The organism is Paenibacillus sp. (genome assembly GCF_048976745.1).
GTDB lineage: Bacteria > Bacillota > Bacilli > Paenibacillales > Paenibacillaceae > Paenibacillus.
The window spans coordinates 25,685-42,673 of the sequence record NZ_JBHGUU010000013.1 but is presented as its reverse complement, the minus strand read 5'-3'; the positions used below and the strand labels follow the sequence as shown (position 1 = coordinate 42,673).

The following is a 16,989-nucleotide window of genomic DNA, read 5'->3' as shown; positions in this document are numbered from 1 at the left end:
CCCTGCCTTCATCTTGTATTGGAACCCTTGCGCCCTACTCGGCTACGTCCCGTCTTGGCAGATTTGCGTCTGCGACTAGCCGATTTTCCCCTATGCGGACGCGGTCCCTTCGTTGTACGGGGTCTCCCCTTACGTCTGCCAGTTCCGGAAATACGTTTCAGCCCCTCGCGGTCTCGGCGAGAATGAGGTGTAAGTGACTTGCGACGACGTTTCCGCGTTTTGCCTCTCTGTTGAATCAGCTTGGCAACTGGGCCAGTACCTGAGGCAACAGGGGCATCGTGACCCAATGCGATCGGAGGTAATGAGGAATGTGGCAACGCCTGTATGACCGTCAGCGGGAATAACAGTGCCCGAACCGTAGCCGGCTCCAGAATCAGTACAGTGCGTAGTCCTCCCTCCCCATGGGTATACACAGGTCCATTCGGAGGTTGGATATAAGCAAACCATCCGGGAAAACGCAATAACCACTGTGTCACCATCGTATGCAGTTTCGTTCGGTAGGTTTCAATCCCGTAGAGCCTTTCCGCTTCTGTACGATTGCGCCACCCCGTATTCGAAGCCAGCTCTGAATCATTCAGCAAGGTTGTCGTCAAGGTGACAAGCGCTTCCGTATCGCCCGGTGGGGCCAGAAATGCACCACTGCCTACGGATTCCATTAATTCCTTCAGTCCACCCTGAGCGAAAGCAATGACCGGTTTGGCAAAATAGAGACCCTCCAGTGCGGTCATGCCAAATCCTTCTTTGACCATGCTTGGGATGACCACGATATCCATGGCGGTATACGCCAGAGATATGTTCTCTTCAAACGTAGTGAAGGTAAATCGGCGTGAATACCCTGATTTTTTCACCCGTGATACACACTCGTCGTAATACTTTTTATCCGATGGTGCCCCAATGATCCAGAAGCGACAGCGCGAATGCGCTTCACAGATCCTCAAGGCCATATCCACAAAAGGTTTCAACCCTTTGGCATCATATATAAATGAAGAAATATAACCGATACAAGTCTGCGAAGATTTGAAACCGAGTTCCTTGCGCTTGCGTTCGCGCAGCTGAACCCAGCGGTCCGGTGCAGGTAGCGCGGGTTCCCAGGTCGGGGAAATGATCGTCAATTTGTCACCCATACCAGCTGATTGGAATGGGGCCACCGCTGTCTCGGATATACCGATAATCCAGTCGGCGTAATGGCCAATCATCTGGATCGCCTCGGATGTATGTTCATTCGTATGAATGATCTCGGTAATCTTCCAGATGACCGGAATCTGAAGCGACTTTGCTGCTACAGCCGGCATCACATTGACGCAGGTGTTGGTTAACACCATATCGGGAGCAGTCTCCCGGATTAGGGAGACCGCCTCCTGATACGCTGGTGTATGGCGAAGATGCTCCGCATCATTTGCAATGCCCAGGTAAGGTGTGTACACACCGTGAAGCATCGGCAGAGTGCATATTTTGACCTGAATGCCGAATCTTCGTGCAAGCCCCGCAAGCTTCCCCTCCTGGGGAACAACGAGCACACATTCAAAGATCGTACCGATCTCTCTCATAAAATGAAGCAGCAGTTTCTCTGCACCTGTAATGCTGCGAGTATTGCACACATGTGAAAATAACAACATCTTTGGTTTCGTTGCCATGGCCGCACGGACCCTGTATGCGGATATCCGATACAGGGTACTGTGCACACCTCCTCCCGGCCAGAATTAAGGGAATATGATGGTTAACATTTCATTAATTCTTTTGCCATACGTGTGGTCTTTCAGTGTACGTTCGAGTCCACGAAGGGCAATCTCACGGCGTTCCTTCTCATGAGTAAGATAGTATTCCACCTTGTCGAGCAACTCCTGCGGCGAGGAATATGTCTCAATCTCCACACCCGGTTTGTAGAAACGCGCAATGTCATCCCGTGCGTCGGTCAACTGTAGCGTCGTGGACGCGGCAATTTCAAACGTTCTCGGGTTCGGTGAGGCTGGCGGGATTTTGAGGTGATTATTATTGACGGAATCATCTTCGTGGGATCGATGCAGGTTGATGACAATTTTGGTCCCATTGTACACATCATTGGTCTCCTGCGGACTCATCCAGCGGCCGAGTTCAATCTTCTCGCCGTAGGCAGTATAGTCAGGCAGACGGTCCCACCAGATTCCGTTAAATACGGTATTGTGTGACATCAACTGAGGCATGATCGGATTGAAGAAGTACACCCGGTTCCAGTAGGCCGAGCCGATAAAGCTGACATCCCGTTTTAACGGGGAAGGGGTTGTAATCGGAAAATAATGATTGGTGAATGCGGCAAATGGGAGGTAGTGAACCGACGCGCAGCCGTTTTGTCGATATAGATCGATACAGTTCAGTTCCAACGTGAAGATATGGTCAAAATGTTTTACGATATCAAGTGTCATGTCTGTATAGTACGGGTCATCGGTCAACCAGATCGCCGTCTGAATGCCAGCTTGGCGAATCGCATCGATATGCTCGATGGGAATATCCATTCCATCCAACACAAGCACCAGATCAGGACGCGTCTGCAATGCAATTTCAGAAACCGGTTGACGTGGATCAGTGAGGGTTACCTGAGCTACCATGCCCTGTAGCGTGGCCATGATGGCCTCATCCAACGGGGAGTAAGGGAAACCTTTACCCGAAGATACATACAGCACGTGAACTTGCCGGAACGGCAACGGTTCCTGTGCACAATTCACAATATAGTTGGCGCGACCGCGCAGATATCCCTCTTCCTTACCTGCGTCATATCCGGCATGTTGCCCATTTTTGCGCGCTTGATCAGCCAGGCTCAGTACGGGTGCATGAACCTTTGTGGTTTTACGGTGTTTGAGAGACATACCGCCACTCCTTTATTTTTTGGGATAGGTACTCTTTGGTGCTGTACTTCAGATGGGAATTACAAATATTCCAGCAACTGACCGATGCGGCGAGTGAACGTGTGCTGGTTCATCGTGGTGAGAAGTCCCCGCCACGCCATCACCTGTCGTTCTTCTTCATGCTTCAGATAATAGTGGATCTTGCGCTGCAGTTCTGCTGCGTTGGTGAACGTTTCGATGTCATATCCCGGCTTATAATAACGGGGTAAATCCGCACGTGCATCCGTAATCTGCATGGTGCCGCAGGCGCTAATCTCATACGTGCGTGGATTAATCGAGTGACCTTGCAGATGATGTGTGTTGCGATTGTCTTCCCCATTCTCACAAGTCCGGTGAATGTTAATGACAATCTTGGCGCCGTTGTAATAATCTACTGTCTCTCCGGGAGCAATCCATCCTTCGTGGATGAAACGGCCTAATACATCAAAGCGCGCCAGCCGGTTCCACTGACTACCTGCGATGAACACCTTTTTGTCCGCAAGAAAAGGAGCCAGCTCATCAAACAAGGCAATCCGGTTCCAGAATCCAGTACCGATAAAACAAATGTCGTGCTGATGCTGCGGTGCCGCACGGCGCGGCTGAAACATACCCGGATTCACCGCAAGTGGCATATAGATAACCCGGTTCGCTCCATGTCCTTGATAGAATGGCACAGCGGCCTCTTCATGCGTGAACACGACATCATAGTGTGGACACAGGGACACTGTATCTTCGGTGAAATACGGATCATCCACAAACCACACCGCTGTTCGAATACCGAGTGCACGTATGCCCTTCACCTGCTCCAGATGATCTGGGGGAAACACATGCAGACCATTCATGACGAGCACAACATCTGGCCGATGCTGACTGGCTTCCTGCAACATCGCTGCTGGCGATCCAACAACGCATTCACGTACAGACTGCTGCAGGGCCAGGGTGACACCTTCATCGATGGCATCGAACCCTTGCGGAATATACAGCACCTTCATGTCCCGCAGGGTCGGTTCAAACATCTGCACACGCTCCATCATGGCTTGACAGCCACCAAATCTGCGGCCTTCTGCATATCCGCCGCGGTAAGCTGTCTCCGCTTCAGTTAGCGGACGGTGTCTTTGTTTTGCCACATTCTTCACCCTGTCTTCCTTCAGGAGATCTCACTTCCAGACTCTCCCCGTGATTGGTCTTCCCTCTAAAGGATATGCCTCGGGGTCAGATGCATCATGGACGGGTGTCCTGCAAGGCGCAAAATTGGCGCTTGCCCTCCACATCCGCCTGTACGGGCATGTCCGCTTTTGCGGTGATACAAATAACCCGGAGGGATCTGTCCCCCGGGCTACATCATTTGTTAGAGGTTGTCATAAAGTTCGCTTTTGATTACGAAGGATGCCTAACGGCATCACCAGCATCGAATAGGGAATTCAGCCGTAATAAGCGGGAGGCTTACGAAGTATGTTTCCTTTGGAAACATTGTAGTTGCTCACGCAGTCTTCCTTGCGCTCCGCTACTCGGTTACTGTGCTTTGTACGCCAGCTGATGTCCGTCCTCGAATCCCTTGGCGAAACCCGCGTTGAATCCCTCGTTGTACGCCTCGTTGTATCCCTGGCTGTATGCACCGTCCGGATTCGGATCGGTAGGGGTAGCCGGGACGACTGGTTGTACGGGCTTCGGACTCCGGTGCCGCCGTACCGTACGTTTCTTTTTTTTGAGCCACGCTCTGCGTCCTTTAAGTGGGCGTTTGTGAAGAAGACGTTTGGCTCTGAGGGCACGCAGCTTGCGAATTTTGCGCAGACGGGCTCCACGAGTGACCAAAGCTCTTTTGGTTCTCAGTCGTATTTTCTTCTTTTTTAACATGTCATCATTCCTCCTGTATGTCCCGAACGATACGTATCGCACACCCGGGGTCTTTGAGCCATGGCAAGCCAGGCTCCCCATGCTGGATTCGGGCCAGCCTGATTCCCGTAACCATACGAGACATTTCTTCCTGATAGCGACTCAGCAGACGAATGTTCTCGGCCAGACTGCGGGCGGATACTTCCGAATGAGCGGTTACACTGGCTACACTGTCCAGAATGCGTGCCAGCGCCTGCTGACTGTGTGCAATGGATTCAATGAGGGCCAGTTTAGCTTCCTGCTCACGCCGCATCAGACTCATTTTCCCATGTCTCCCAGATCCATGCCGCCAAACATGCCACCGTCCAACCCGCCGCCATCTTCGCTGTCGTTCTGTACCATCACCGCTTTGAGGTTGTTGCACAGTCCGGTCTCCATCCGGGTTAACCCTTCCAGCAATTCCACCAGCTGATCATGCATTTTGAGTGGCTCGCCTACCTGATCCCCATGCGTCAGAAAGGTATCCCCATTCAAATGATTCAGTGTCCAGTTCCGTACCTTCTCGGCCTCAACCGCTTTTGCCTCCAGGATCAGGGCAATATTCCACTGCATCTTGGCTGCTGCGTCCAGCATCAGAATGAGGCTCTGTTCTCTACTCATGTTCCTTCACCCGCCTTCCGGGCTTATTCTTCCTCTTGAACCGCGATCTCCCGCATGACTTGGGTCAGCGTTTCGGCTACAGCCTCTTCCAGATCTGCAAGGCCTCCCAAGTAAGAGATAATGCTTTTGTTGATTTGCCCAGAGCTATCCAGCAGACCGTCAACGCCATCCAACTCCGGTTCGATATCTGGCAAATGATTGATGATTTCAGACATGCGTACAGCGACTTGGCGTTTGGCATCCAGCACACGTGCGATCTGCTGGTGAGAGTGTGCAATATGTGTGATGATTTCATCGATTTTGCTCTGCATGGTCCTCCTCCTTACCGTCACGGCCTGCTTCACCCATAGAAAAACCCGGCCTATCAGCATTTGCCTGTTACAGCATATGCCGGGCCGGGATCGTCAGTTACTACAGCTTGCGCCTATATCGTCAGATGACATAACTCCAGTCAGAAGAATACCGACTGAGGAATTGGCGAGTACGTTCCTGCTTGGGACGCACAAATACCTCTTCCGGGGTTCCTTCCTCTACAACGGAACCTCCATCCATGAAAACAACCCGATTGGCCACCTCACGGGCAAACCCCATTTCATGGGTGACGACAATCATGGTAATTCCCTCTTGAGCAATGGAGCGGATGACAGACAACACCTCACCCACAAGCTCGGGGTCCAGCGCTGAGGTCGGTTCATCAAACAAAATCACTTCGGGATTCAGTGCCAATGCTCTGGCGATACCCACCCGTTGCTGTTGTCCTCCGGACAGCATACTCGGATACTCATTGATTTTGGCAGACAATCCGACTTGTTCAAGCACACGCAAGGCACGAGTGCGGGCATCGGCTTTGGACATTTTCTGGGCAATAATTAAACCTTCCGTGACGTTATCCAGCACCGTCTTGTGTTTGAACAGATTATAATGCTGGAACACCATCGCTGTTTTTCGTCTCAATTGCACAATGTCATGTTTGCGTGCATGCTTGCAATCTACGGTTAACCCACTGATCTGAACCTCGCCCTCATCGGCACGTTCCAGAAAATTGACGCAGCGCAGCAACGTTGTTTTACCTGATCCACTCGGTCCAAGGATTGCAACGACATCGCCTTGTTCCACGGTTAGATCAATCCCCTTCAATACTTCCTGCTTGCCAAATGTTTTGTGTATGTTCGTTAATGTAATCATGACACGCCTCCTTTGCTGTACACGGCAACCCGACGCTCAAGCACAGCGGTGATCCGCTCGGCAATGATGGTCAGCCCCCAGTAGATGAACGCGGCGGCGATAAAGGCCTCCAGAAATTTCAGACTGACGGATGCCACCACATCCGCTTTACCAAGGATGTCCATCTGCGACACGGTAAAAGCGAGTGTTGATCCATGCAGGAAACCGACAAACATGCTGCACAGGTTAGGCAGTACCGCTCCGATTGCTTGAGGGATGATGATGCGCCTCAAAGCCTGGAATGTGCTCATACCCACAGCGTGAGCGGCTTCCATCTGGCCAATTTCCACAGCAAGAATGCCTGAACGGATAATCTCGGACATATAGGCACCCGCGGTGAGCGAGAAGGCAATCAGTACAAATACGAGAATGGGGATCGACGAGGATTGGAAAGCCCAACCGTAACGTTCCGCCAGCTTGTCGATGATCATCGGAATACCGTAATAGATGAGGAATAGATGCATCAGCATCGGCGTTCCACGCAGGAAAGAAACGTAGAAGTCAGCAATGCGGTGAATCCACCGCACACGATAAATACGGATCAGAGCCGTAGCCAGACCGATTCCGAAGCCTGCAATCAACGGAACAATCGTAATGACGAGTGTCAGTGGCAATGCCTTCAGGATTTGAAAAAAAGAGGTATAGATAAACTGGAGATCAATCGACATATGCTCACCCCGCTATTCGTTTCAATGCAAGTTCAAAAAGTCTGGTTTTCAGTACCGAGAAGATGGAATGAAGTTAGAAATGGAGTAGCGGAGCGTAGGGAAACCTACGTGAGCAACGGACATTTCGGCTGAATTTCATCTTCGATGCTGATGATGCCGCCAGGCATGATTCGTAATCAAAAGCGGACTTTTTGAACAACCTCTTTCAGGCGTTTGGCTCGAATTGCCGGTTTATGTACGACTCTTTTGCGTTCATGACGCTGGAGTCTGCGTTCGGCAACGGCAAATCCTTTTTCGAGTACAATGACAATGACATAATAGACCACAGACAGACTGATATACACCTCAAGTGCGTGGGACGTGGCGGAGATTAGTGTCTGCCCTCTGCCCACCATATCCATAACACCGATGGAGAAAGCCAGAGACGTATCTTTTAATGAACCGATTAACGTATTGGCCATGTTTGGAAAAGCAACAATCAGTGCCTGCGGAACGACAATCCGCCGAAAAGACTGGAATGTCGTCATCCCCGCAGCATAGGCTGCTTCCGTCTGACCTTTATCCACACTGCGCACCGCTCCGCGAAAGATCTCGGCAAAGGATGCCGCGTCACTAAGCGCATAGGTCACAATGACAAACAGCAACGGGTCGGTTCTCGACAGGTCGATGCCAATCGGTTTTAGCAACTCGGGAAGTCCGTAATACACAAGGAACAATTTGATCAGGATCGGTGTGCCCCGCATGAATGAGACGTACAGGGTGGCCAGCTGGCTTACTACCGGAATCCGATACAGCCGGGGAACGGCCAGAAGCACGCCGCCCACCAGTCCAAGCATGATGGAGCCACCCAGTACAATCAGTGTTATATGCAAATATCGTAGCAGTTCCGGGATGAAATCCAGAACCAATGACAGATCAAATGATTTTCCCATTACCGCTGCACACCTTTCTCAGACTACTCTTCAACCGTATAGTCAGCTCCAAGCCACTCTGTGCTCAGTTTGCCTAATGTTCCATCTTCTTTGATCGATTTGAGCGCTTCGTCCACTTTGGTTTTGAGCTCCTGCTCATCTTTGTTCAGAATGAAGTACACTTTGGAGTTGGAGAGGGCATCTCCCACCGTTTTCAACTGAGCATCAACCGCTTTATTCTGATAATCAATGGCAAACTGAGTGCTGATCGTTGCATCCACACGTCCTGTTTTGATCTGGGTAATGGTGTCCTCACCTGCGCCGGAATAGACGATATCAATCCCGTTACCGTTCGCTGCATTCCATTTCTCAGCAAGTACAGCCGCATTACTCGTAGCACCAACGATCAGTTTTTTACCCTTCAGATCCGCAATCGATTTTACTTCCTCATTTTTCTGACTTACGACAATTTTATTTGGGAAAATATTATAGGCTTCATCATTAAACAGGAACTTGGCCTGTCTCTCTTCGTTCACTTCCATCTGGTGCGCGATCAAGTCAATTTTTTTCGTTTCCAGACTCAGCAGCAGGTTTTTGAAATCCATGGTGCTGAATTCGAATTCATACTCAGGCAAACGTTTGTCGATCTCCCGAATCAGTTCCACATCATAACCTGTTAACTTGCCATTCTCATCAATGAAGCAGACATTCGGGAACTGTGTACCTGTTCCTACAATGATTTTTTTTACCTTTGTGTCGCCTGCTGCTGAAGCAGATTCTGACTCATTGCCTGCAGTACCTGTGCTGCATCCAGCCAGGACCGCCAACATTGTAATGAACAGCAGTGCTGTCCGGAATTTTTGAATCCCCCGTTTTTTAACCATTCCCAATCTCCTCCACAGGCTGTTATCACAGCAAATATGATGTGTACTCCCATTCCTCTATCTCATTAACAAACCATTCTTACTTGTATAGTCGGAATTAGGTTGAACAAAGAATATCATTACAAGTCATCTTTGAGCAATAACTTAACTAATAGGACATCCTGATATGGTTATAGAACTTCTCTATAGTACACGAAAAAGCCATCCCCAATATCCATTGGCGGACGGCTTCTTCATGTATGAATCTCGTTCCATTATATCCTGTTGGCGTTACACCACGTCGTGCTTTTCTCTCTCATCTATCTGCGACTTGCCCATTTAATTTTACGCGCAACTTCCACTCGCTGTAATTGCAAGAGACCGATCCGTTCCTCGAACTTCTTGCGTTCATCCATGGAATGAGCGGCATGAATCTGATGGCACAGACCTGTTAATTTGCTGTTAATATAATCAAAGCGTGTCCATAATTCCTCTTCAGGTGTGCGCTGCTGCTCCGTCGCCGTCTGAAATATTTTGAGTTGGTGGATTAAGGATTGCTGCCATTCCTGATCTTGAATTTGGATGGCAAAATGCAAAAGATCCAGATAGTCATCGATTTGCAACGAAACGCCGCAATCAGGTTTAGTGTTCATCGTCGTCTCTCCTTATTTCAGTACTTGGCTGGAATCAATTACTTCTATCTTACAGGAACAAGCCCACTGAAAGCGAGTGCTGAATGATTAAATTTTGGTATTTTTTTTATTTTTTTATGTTAAAACAGCTTTACATTTCCATTAGGGCCAATTCGGTTAACTGTTTGATATTGGTGCATATGAAATTGGCAATAAAAACCCGCATGAAGGAAGTATCACTTTCCTTAACACGGGTTTTTCGTCATGTTTTTATATAGTATGGATGCGTGTAAAATCAATCATGCTTACCATCGCGTTGCTGTCTGGTCATCAATAACATGATAAACGAGATGATGATAATGGAAACCGTCCATGCCCAGGCCATGGTCTGATTGCCTGAATCCACAGCGACATAGATTGCGGTGGGTACCGTTTGTGTTTTGCCCGGAATATTGCCTGCAATCATCAACGTGGCTCCGAATTCCCCAAGTGCCCGGGCAAAGCCCAGGATGAAGGCAGTCATCAAGGCTCTGCCTGCGAGCGGCAAGGAAATGTAACGAAAGACCTGCCACTCATTCGCCCCAATCGAACGTCCCGCATCTTCAAGATCCCGATCCACACCGCCGAATCCCGATTTCATGGTCTGATACACGAGTGGAAAAGCAACCACCACCGAAGCAATCACCGCAGCCCACCAGGTGAAAATAACCGGCGCGGAGAATAAGGCTTCAATCCATTGTCCAAACAGACTTTTACGTCCCAACATGACAAGTAACAGAAATCCAACCACCGTCGGAGGCAGTACAAGCGGTAGCATAAATGCCGTCTCCAGCAGAATCTTTCCCCGAAATGAAGTACGTGACATCTTCCAGGCTATCGCAATGCCCATTATGGCAGCGACTACACTGGATAACAGCGCAACCTGAAGCGACAGGCGCACTGGTGACCAGAATACGGACCAGTCTATGGCGTTCACATTCATTGCGGAATCGTGAAGCCGTATTTCGCGAAGATATCCAATACTTCAGGGGTTTGCAAATACGCATAGAATTGTTCGGCCTCTGTACGGTGTTTTGTTCCTTCAATAATGCCTATGGGATAATTGGCGGGTGTGTAGCTGTTCTTGTCCACCTCAAACGCAATGTTCACCTGGTCTGAAGTAAGAGCATCTGTTTTATATACAAATCCTGCATCTGCATTGCCTGTCTCTACATATTGAAGAACCTGTCTGACATCTTTCCCCTGCACAAGTTTGCTCTCCAGTTGATCCCACAGCTTGGCATTCGTCAGAGCTTCCTTGGCATAGGTTCCCGCAGGCACACTTTCCGGAATGCCAATCGCTACCGTCTTGATGGAGTCGCTGGTGAGATCCGTTTCGCTGGTTACGGTATGGGTCCCATCTGCTGGCACAATCACCACCAGTGAATTCTGTAGCAGATTCTTCTGATCTCCAGATGCAATCAGGTTCTCATCCACCAGCGCATTCATATTTTTCATTGCCGCCGATACAAAGATATCAGCCGGGGCACCCTGTTCAATCTGCTGTTGCAAGGCACCTGATGCACCAAAGTTGAAATTAAGTTCTATATAAGGATTAGCTCGCTCATAATTGGTTTCAATCTCTTTCATCGCATCGGTCAGACTGGCAGCCGCAGAGATCGTCAGATCTACCGTTTCCTGAGGTTCACTATTTCCCGCTGATGAACTTTCACCTGATGCCGCTGGCGTTGAAGTCGTTTGTTCTGCACTTGTGGATGTATCCGTAGAGTCCGTACTTGCACCACAACCAGCCAATACAAGAGCCAGTCCCAGTGACATGCTCCCCAATACATATCCGATTCTCTTTCTCATTCACTTCTCCCCTAACGTTATATTCAGATATAACTAGTTATAATTAATTATATCTAATTATACACAAGACCAAAAAAATGGGAAGGTGATTTCAATTACATTTGATTTTGTTACCCGATCCTATGGGTTTCTTCCGCGTGCTCAGGTTTATGCCATCCCTCAATTAATGGTATAGTACAAGAAACATAGCAATACATTGAATGAACTATTCACATCAATTACATCACCTACATGATATTACGCTGATGTAATCCAACCATAGTTGCTCTATACCCTTGAAGGAGGATCTTCACTTATGACGGAGGAGCAATCCTACACAACCGAAGAAATATCCAAGCTGCTCAAAATATCGAAACTAACGGTCTATGACCTGATCAAAAAAGGAGATCTCGTCGCATACCGCGTGGGTAAACAAATGCGGATTGATGCAACGGATCTGGAGGCATATAAACGTCGCTCCAAGCAACTTCAATCTTCAAATCAACGCATCCCGGCTTCGGATCAAACCTCGGCATCGGCTAATCAGCCAGGTCATGGTGATTCTCACGGAACTTCCTTACTGTCAGCCACCCCCGCCGGGTCTGCGCATGCAATTCCTCCAGCGAATTCTATCCATACCATGACTGCTGCACCACGGCATCTGGTTATCACAGGTCAGGATGTCAGTCTGGATATCCTAATGCGCCATATGGAAAAACAAACCCGGGACATCCGTCCGCTGCGCTCGTTCATGGGTAGTCTGGACGGGCTTATCTCGATGTATCGTGGTGAATCCGATCTGGTCAGTACCCATCTGCTTGACGGAGATACCGGTGAATATAATCTGCCGTATATTCGCAAAATCCTGACGGGACGCTCTTATGTAGTGGTGAATTTGCTGTCCCGACCCGCAGGATTGTATGTCGGGCGCGGCAACCCGCTTCATTTGCAGAATTGGACCGATCTGAGCAAGCCCGAACTTCGTCTGGCTAACCGGGAGAAAGGTTCTGGCGCGCGCGTATTGCTGGATGAGCAGCTTCGGCTGCATGGAATTCCTGCCGCGAATCTAATCGGATATGAAGCCGAAGAAACCAGTCACATGGGCGTGGCTGCCAAAGTCAGTTCTGGTGAAGCCGATGTCGGAGTTGGCATTGAGAAAGCTGCACGACTTGTAGGCCAGGTTGATTTTATCCCGCTTGTCCAGGAGCGCTATGATCTGGTCATGCTGAGGAAACAAGGCAATAAAGCCTGGACAGAATCGGTACTGCGAATTCTCCAATCGCCGGAGTTCAGGCAGGAACTGCAATCATTCGAGGGCTATGATGTATCGCGAACAGGTGAAATTTTGTACGAAGCATAGTTATATGATGTAGAGCTCTTCAGTCCGTCCATGCTAAATGTATGGCGCACATGATGCATATACCAAACGCCTTGCAATGGCTGCAAGGCGTTTTTTGGATTTTTTCTATATATAATCACTCATCAGATCGAAGGATGGGCTGCTCATTGCGGCAGATCGATCTCCAAGATAAATACACCATACGCGGGTAGGTTGACCTCATTATGAAGCGTTGTACCCGATAACAACTCTTTGGCTTCCTTTTTAAGCTGGATGGCCACTTCGTGGTCCGAGTAGTTGAGTAAAAATACATAAGCTTTATCCTTACCGGAACGGATCCCAAGCTCAACTTCGGACGGCACCTCTACCAGGTCATCCACAGGCGAGACTAGCCCGATCTCATCCAGAAGAGCATCTACGACCGGTTCATTATAAGCTGCACCATAATACCACACATGCCCTTGACCTACCGCGCGTTTGGTCATAGCAGGACTACCTGCATAATATTCGGATGCATACTCGGCTACGACCTGCACGTCAGGATACTCCACATGAAGGACTTCGTTAAATCCGGTCGTTGTTGTTCCCTCCTGAAGTCGCCCTCTTGTCCCGCTCCATTGCAACGTGGCTGCGGGAACGGTTCCTTTGATTAAGGTGAAATCCTCTACGGTTACACCACACAACTCAGCAACAGCGCCTGGGAATGGTCTCATATAACAATGTCCCTTAAGGTCCTTATAACCCGTGCGCGCACCGAAAAACAGGGTACCTCCTTGACTGACATAAGCTTGCATCAGTTCTGCTGTCTCGTCTGTCATGATGGCGGGGTGAGCATAGATGATCACCTTATATTGGGATAACGCCTCCAGTGTTGTCGTTGATTGCAGGGTAACCAGATCTGTCGGAATATGACGATACTGGAGCTGCTTATACCAGGAGCGTACGCTCTGCTGATGAAGCGGTCCGTGCCATTCGTCCAACTCTCCGTCCCAGATGTTATCGTAATCCTGCAGGATCGCAACGTCGGCTTGATAGGTAGTGCCCGCAATAACGCGCCCGATCTTGGCAAACTCCTCCCCTACTTGCGCAACCTCGCGTACCCTTCTGTTGGGTTGATTATGGTAATCATTGATGCCATGCCAGTACATCTCCGTGCCAAATGTTGCCGTCCGCCAGCGGAAATAGACGAGCAGGTCTGTTCCGTGAAGAACCGATTGATACGACCATAATCGGATCTGTCCCGGTCTTGGCGTACCCATGCCTATGCTGTCGACCCAGCCTCCTGGACCAGACTGTTGCTCCATCACGCAGAAGTTCGGTGACATGTTGCGTACGTTGGACAGTTTCATGCTCCAGGCCCGGTCTTGTAACGAATTATCATCTGTTCCCGGGAAGATCGTGGCAAACTGCGGATACGAATCATAAGAGAAGAAATCGAGCAGCTCCTCTGTCATTTCATGATTATCCAGGTGTCCAAACGTACCGTTCGTTGTGATCCAATGTTTCGGGTCCAGTTCCCGAATGACGTCCACCTGCAGCTTGGCAAATGAAATCGTATTGGCTGAGATGAATCGCTTTTCATCCAGTGCCAGGTGAGGATTGGGCGATGGACTGACCATATTTTGGGTAAGGTGAACTTGCTCCCAGTCGGTATAGGTCTGACTCCAGAAGACTGTCCCCCAAGCCTGGTTCAGATTCTCTAACGATTCATAACGATCTTTTAACCACTCACGGAAAGCGACATGGTCTGCCTCAGCGTAGAATACGTCCATATGACAATTGAATTCGTTATCAATCTGCCAGCCAATGAGAGCCGGATGATCTTTGTAGGCAATCACCATATTACGCACGATTTTCTCACATTGCTGTCTGTAGATTGGGCTGCTGTAGTTGGTATGGCGTCGCATGCCATGTTGATACAGTACCCCATCCTTATTCGCGTTTAATACTTCAGGATACTTGGATGTTAACCATGCGGGTGGAGTTGCAGTCGGTGTTCCCAAAATAACACTCAACCCATATTGATGCGCCAGATCCAGTGCCTTCTGGAAAAAACTAAAATCAAACTGGCCTTCTTCCGGTTCAAAAATGGCCCATGCGAATTCAGCCATGCGAATAACCGTAATATTCATCTCTTTCATCCTGCGAAAATCGTCCTCCCACAACGCTTCCGACCAGTGCTCAGGGTAATAACAGACCCCTAGTTTCAATTCATCCATATGTATAGACTTTGCCACCTTCAATTGCCCCCTTAACCTGCTATATTGCCTCCATTCTATTGGAACCTTCATGTATAATAAATGACAAGATTATGCGACTTATAATAAAATATTGTCATTACTATAGATTCAAATCACAGTTGTCTGAATCTATTTGGATTGATTACATAAAAATATTGCGTTCAAATGGAGGATGCACGTGAGAGAACACATCTTTCTCCCCAAGCCGATTTTCCCCAGACATGTATGCTTTCCCGATTTTATTGGAGGGTACAGTGACTTTCCGAAGCATCGTGTGCATCGAGAATATGGCACCACTGAAATCAACTTGGATCAATGTTACAATTTGCACCTTGTACTCAGCGGCAAAGGATTCCTGGACACCGGAACCACACGATATGAGTTAATGCAAGGACAGGGATTCCTCTACGGTCCCGGTCTCAGACAAACCTACTACTCTGATTCGGATGATCCTTGGAGTATTCGTTGGATTCATTTTTATGGCGTTCGTCTTGAAGAACTGCTAAATGGAAAGGGCGTGGACGAGCCTTGGCTGTTTCAATGTTCCAACTTTCCGATGGTTACCGCGCTGATGGATAGACTACTGGACCTAGGAAGAGGCTATCAAGTGGAGGACGAGCACAGCATGGCAGCAACTCTATATGAGCTTCTGACCCGATTGCAATCCGCAGCGAGCCGAATCAACGTTTCGCTCAATCACACTTCAGAGCGAATTCGTGAAGCAGGTAATTATATTCGTTCCCATAGTAACGAGCATATTACACTTGAACACGTTGCCGGGATCGCCGGATACAGTACAACATACTTTAGCCGCAAGTTCAGTCAAACGTTCGGCATCTCCTTCCCGGAATTCCTGATGGAATCCAGGTTATTGCATGCCAAGCAGCTGCTTGCGACAACCAACCTTTCCATTAAGCAAATTACGCTGGAAACGGGATTTTCACAGTCAAGCTACTTCATCCGATGTTTTAAAACCCAGGAAAACGTAACGCCTATGCAATTTCGAATGATGCACAATCATTCGTTATAGGCACAAGTTACTTCATCATGCTGACGCAAAAAGAAGACTCTGCATACAACATGCAGAGTCTTCTTCACTCATTTTAATAGATGTTCATTCGGATCTTCATCCTCATTAACCTCACTCACGCCAGAATACCCCGGCCTCATCCCGTTCGACCTGCTCGAGCACATCCTCAAAATCAGAACAAGGTGTAATCACATCTACCGGGTTCCAGCTGCTCTGTTCATCTCTGGCATACACCTTCCACCGATGATCTTCCCAGTAAAATCGGGCAATATGCATCTTGTCCCATTGATACCGTTCCTCGGCGGGTCTTTCTTCAGTGAGGATCAGTTCATTGTCATTCATCTCATACGTCAACTTCACCATCGTACGCAGTGGCGCGGGTACCTTCTCATGAATATAACCGTTCATTACGGACTGAATCCTTTGGAGTGTAAACAAGTCCAGCATGAAGATGCACATCCTTTCAGCAAAATACGCCCCCTTGATCCATTTACCAACTGGATTTTGTTACGCCAGGGATCTGCCCTTGATGAGCCAGTTCTCTGAACTTAATCCGAGATACCTTGAACTTGCGTAGATAACCCCGCGGGCGGCCTGTTACCTCACAGCGGTTCTTCAATCTGGTCGGTGACGCATTCCGCGGCAATTTCTGCAAGGCTTCGTAATCCCCTTTTTCCTTCAATTCCCGGCGCAGGTCCGCATATTTTGCCACGATGGCCTGACGCTGCTTCTCACGTACCACTTTTGATTTTTTAGCCATGCATTACAGCTCCTTTATCTCTTTAATTTATGTTTATAAATTGAACTAAAGAATATTTACACTGTACACTCCGTTTTGTGTAAATGTTTATTTCAATTTATATAGATGTGCTTATATCACGCTACTCCATCATCTTCAGCC

General features: G+C 48.7%; 19 protein-coding genes. 2 read left to right on the top strand and 17 right to left on the bottom strand.

Annotated elements, in window-relative coordinates; all coding sequences use genetic code 11:
• Positions 1-8 precede the first annotated feature (8 nt).
• The 14 genes from ACE3K2_RS20680 to modA all read right to left on the bottom strand — a co-directional run bounded on the left by ACE3K2_RS20680 (position 9) and on the right by modA (position 11,500).
• Entirely contained in the window at positions 9-1,634 is a 1,626-nt protein-coding gene (locus ACE3K2_RS20680) for a glycosyltransferase (protein ID WP_421894427.1), read from the bottom strand.
• 66 nt (positions 1,635-1,700) lie between these two features.
• Positions 1,701-2,840 carry a CgeB family protein gene (locus ACE3K2_RS20675; RefSeq protein ID WP_421894424.1) on the bottom strand — a complete coding sequence of 380 codons (1,140 nt, stop codon included), beginning with the start codon at positions 2,838-2,840 and terminating at the stop codon, positions 1,701-1,703.
• 59 nt (positions 2,841-2,899) lie between these two features.
• Positions 2,900-3,994, bottom strand: a complete 1,095-nt coding sequence (locus ACE3K2_RS20670; protein ID WP_421894421.1) for a CgeB family protein — start codon at positions 3,992-3,994, stop codon at positions 2,900-2,902.
• Positions 3,995-4,370: 376 nt separating this feature from the next.
• Positions 4,371-4,712 carry a hypothetical protein gene (locus tag ACE3K2_RS20665; protein ID WP_421894418.1) on the bottom strand — a complete coding sequence of 114 codons (342 nt, stop codon included), beginning with the start codon at positions 4,710-4,712 and terminating at the stop codon, positions 4,371-4,373.
• Between the two features lie 4 nt (positions 4,713-4,716).
• Positions 4,717-5,013, bottom strand: coding sequence for a hypothetical protein (locus tag ACE3K2_RS20660; RefSeq protein WP_421894415.1), 297 nt, complete (start codon positions 5,011-5,013; stop codon positions 4,717-4,719).
• On the bottom strand, positions 5,010-5,351 hold the full coding sequence (locus tag ACE3K2_RS20655) for a restriction endonuclease subunit S (protein WP_421894412.1): 342 nt from the start codon (positions 5,349-5,351) through the stop codon (positions 5,010-5,012). Before ACE3K2_RS20655 ends, ACE3K2_RS20660 begins: the two co-directional genes overlap by 4 nt.
• 23 nt (positions 5,352-5,374) lie before the next feature.
• Complete coding sequence (locus tag ACE3K2_RS20650; protein WP_017692509.1) at positions 5,375-5,662, bottom strand: hypothetical protein; 288 nt, start codon at positions 5,660-5,662, stop codon at positions 5,375-5,377.
• 121 nt (positions 5,663-5,783) lie between these two features.
• Positions 5,784-6,536 (bottom strand): amino acid ABC transporter ATP-binding protein, encoded by a 753-nt coding sequence (locus ACE3K2_RS20645; RefSeq protein WP_017692508.1) that lies wholly within the window; start codon positions 6,534-6,536, stop codon positions 5,784-5,786.
• Complete coding sequence (locus ACE3K2_RS20640) at positions 6,533-7,243, bottom strand: amino acid ABC transporter permease (RefSeq protein ID WP_421894407.1); 711 nt, start codon at positions 7,241-7,243, stop codon at positions 6,533-6,535. Before ACE3K2_RS20640 ends, ACE3K2_RS20645 begins: the two co-directional genes overlap by 4 nt.
• Before the next feature lie 176 nt (positions 7,244-7,419).
• The gene (locus ACE3K2_RS20635; protein ID WP_421894404.1) at positions 7,420-8,175 is read right to left on the bottom strand and encodes an amino acid ABC transporter permease; all 756 of its coding nucleotides are present in this window, start codon (positions 8,173-8,175) and stop codon (positions 7,420-7,422) included.
• A 23-nt stretch (positions 8,176-8,198) separates the two neighbouring features.
• Positions 8,199-9,020 carry a transporter substrate-binding domain-containing protein gene (locus tag ACE3K2_RS20630; protein ID WP_421894528.1) on the bottom strand — a complete coding sequence of 274 codons (822 nt, stop codon included), beginning with the start codon at positions 9,018-9,020 and terminating at the stop codon, positions 8,199-8,201.
• Positions 9,021-9,337: 317 nt separating this feature from the next.
• Complete coding sequence (locus tag ACE3K2_RS20625; RefSeq protein ID WP_253440509.1) at positions 9,338-9,670, bottom strand: hypothetical protein; 333 nt, start codon at positions 9,668-9,670, stop codon at positions 9,338-9,340.
• 274 nt (positions 9,671-9,944) lie between these two features.
• Positions 9,945-10,631 (bottom strand): molybdate ABC transporter permease subunit, encoded by a 687-nt coding sequence (gene modB, locus ACE3K2_RS20620; protein ID WP_421894401.1) that lies wholly within the window; start codon positions 10,629-10,631, stop codon positions 9,945-9,947.
• Positions 10,628-11,500, bottom strand: coding sequence for a molybdate ABC transporter substrate-binding protein (gene modA / locus ACE3K2_RS20615; RefSeq protein WP_421894398.1), 873 nt, complete (start codon positions 11,498-11,500; stop codon positions 10,628-10,630). The genes modB and modA overlap by 4 nt, the downstream gene beginning before the upstream one ends.
• A gap of 295 nt (positions 11,501-11,795) precedes the next feature.
• Here modA and ACE3K2_RS20610 point away from each other — a divergent pair, with 295 nt between their 5' ends.
• On the top strand, positions 11,796-12,839 hold the full coding sequence (locus tag ACE3K2_RS20610; RefSeq protein WP_421894396.1) for a substrate-binding domain-containing protein: 1,044 nt from the start codon (positions 11,796-11,798) through the stop codon (positions 12,837-12,839).
• Positions 12,840-12,982: 143 nt separating this feature from the next.
• Here ACE3K2_RS20610 and ACE3K2_RS20605 read toward each other — a convergent pair whose 3' ends face one another.
• On the bottom strand, positions 12,983-15,055 hold the full coding sequence (locus tag ACE3K2_RS20605; protein WP_421894393.1) for a beta-galactosidase: 2,073 nt from the start codon (positions 15,053-15,055) through the stop codon (positions 12,983-12,985).
• Positions 15,056-15,236: 181 nt separating this feature from the next.
• On the opposite strand from ACE3K2_RS20605, the gene ACE3K2_RS20600 reads away from it, so the two are divergent.
• Complete coding sequence (locus ACE3K2_RS20600) at positions 15,237-16,088, top strand: AraC family transcriptional regulator (protein WP_421894390.1); 852 nt, start codon at positions 15,237-15,239, stop codon at positions 16,086-16,088.
• Positions 16,089-16,199: 111 nt separating this feature from the next.
• Here the strand turns inward: ACE3K2_RS20600 and ACE3K2_RS20595 are convergent, their stop codons facing one another.
• Positions 16,200-16,535 carry a DUF3024 domain-containing protein gene (locus ACE3K2_RS20595; protein WP_339305878.1) on the bottom strand — a complete coding sequence of 112 codons (336 nt, stop codon included), beginning with the start codon at positions 16,533-16,535 and terminating at the stop codon, positions 16,200-16,202.
• A gap of 43 nt (positions 16,536-16,578) precedes the next feature.
• The gene (rpsN, locus tag ACE3K2_RS20590; protein WP_036605831.1) at positions 16,579-16,848 is read right to left on the bottom strand and encodes a 30S ribosomal protein S14; all 270 of its coding nucleotides are present in this window, start codon (positions 16,846-16,848) and stop codon (positions 16,579-16,581) included.
• Between the last annotated feature and the right edge of the window lie 141 nt (positions 16,849-16,989).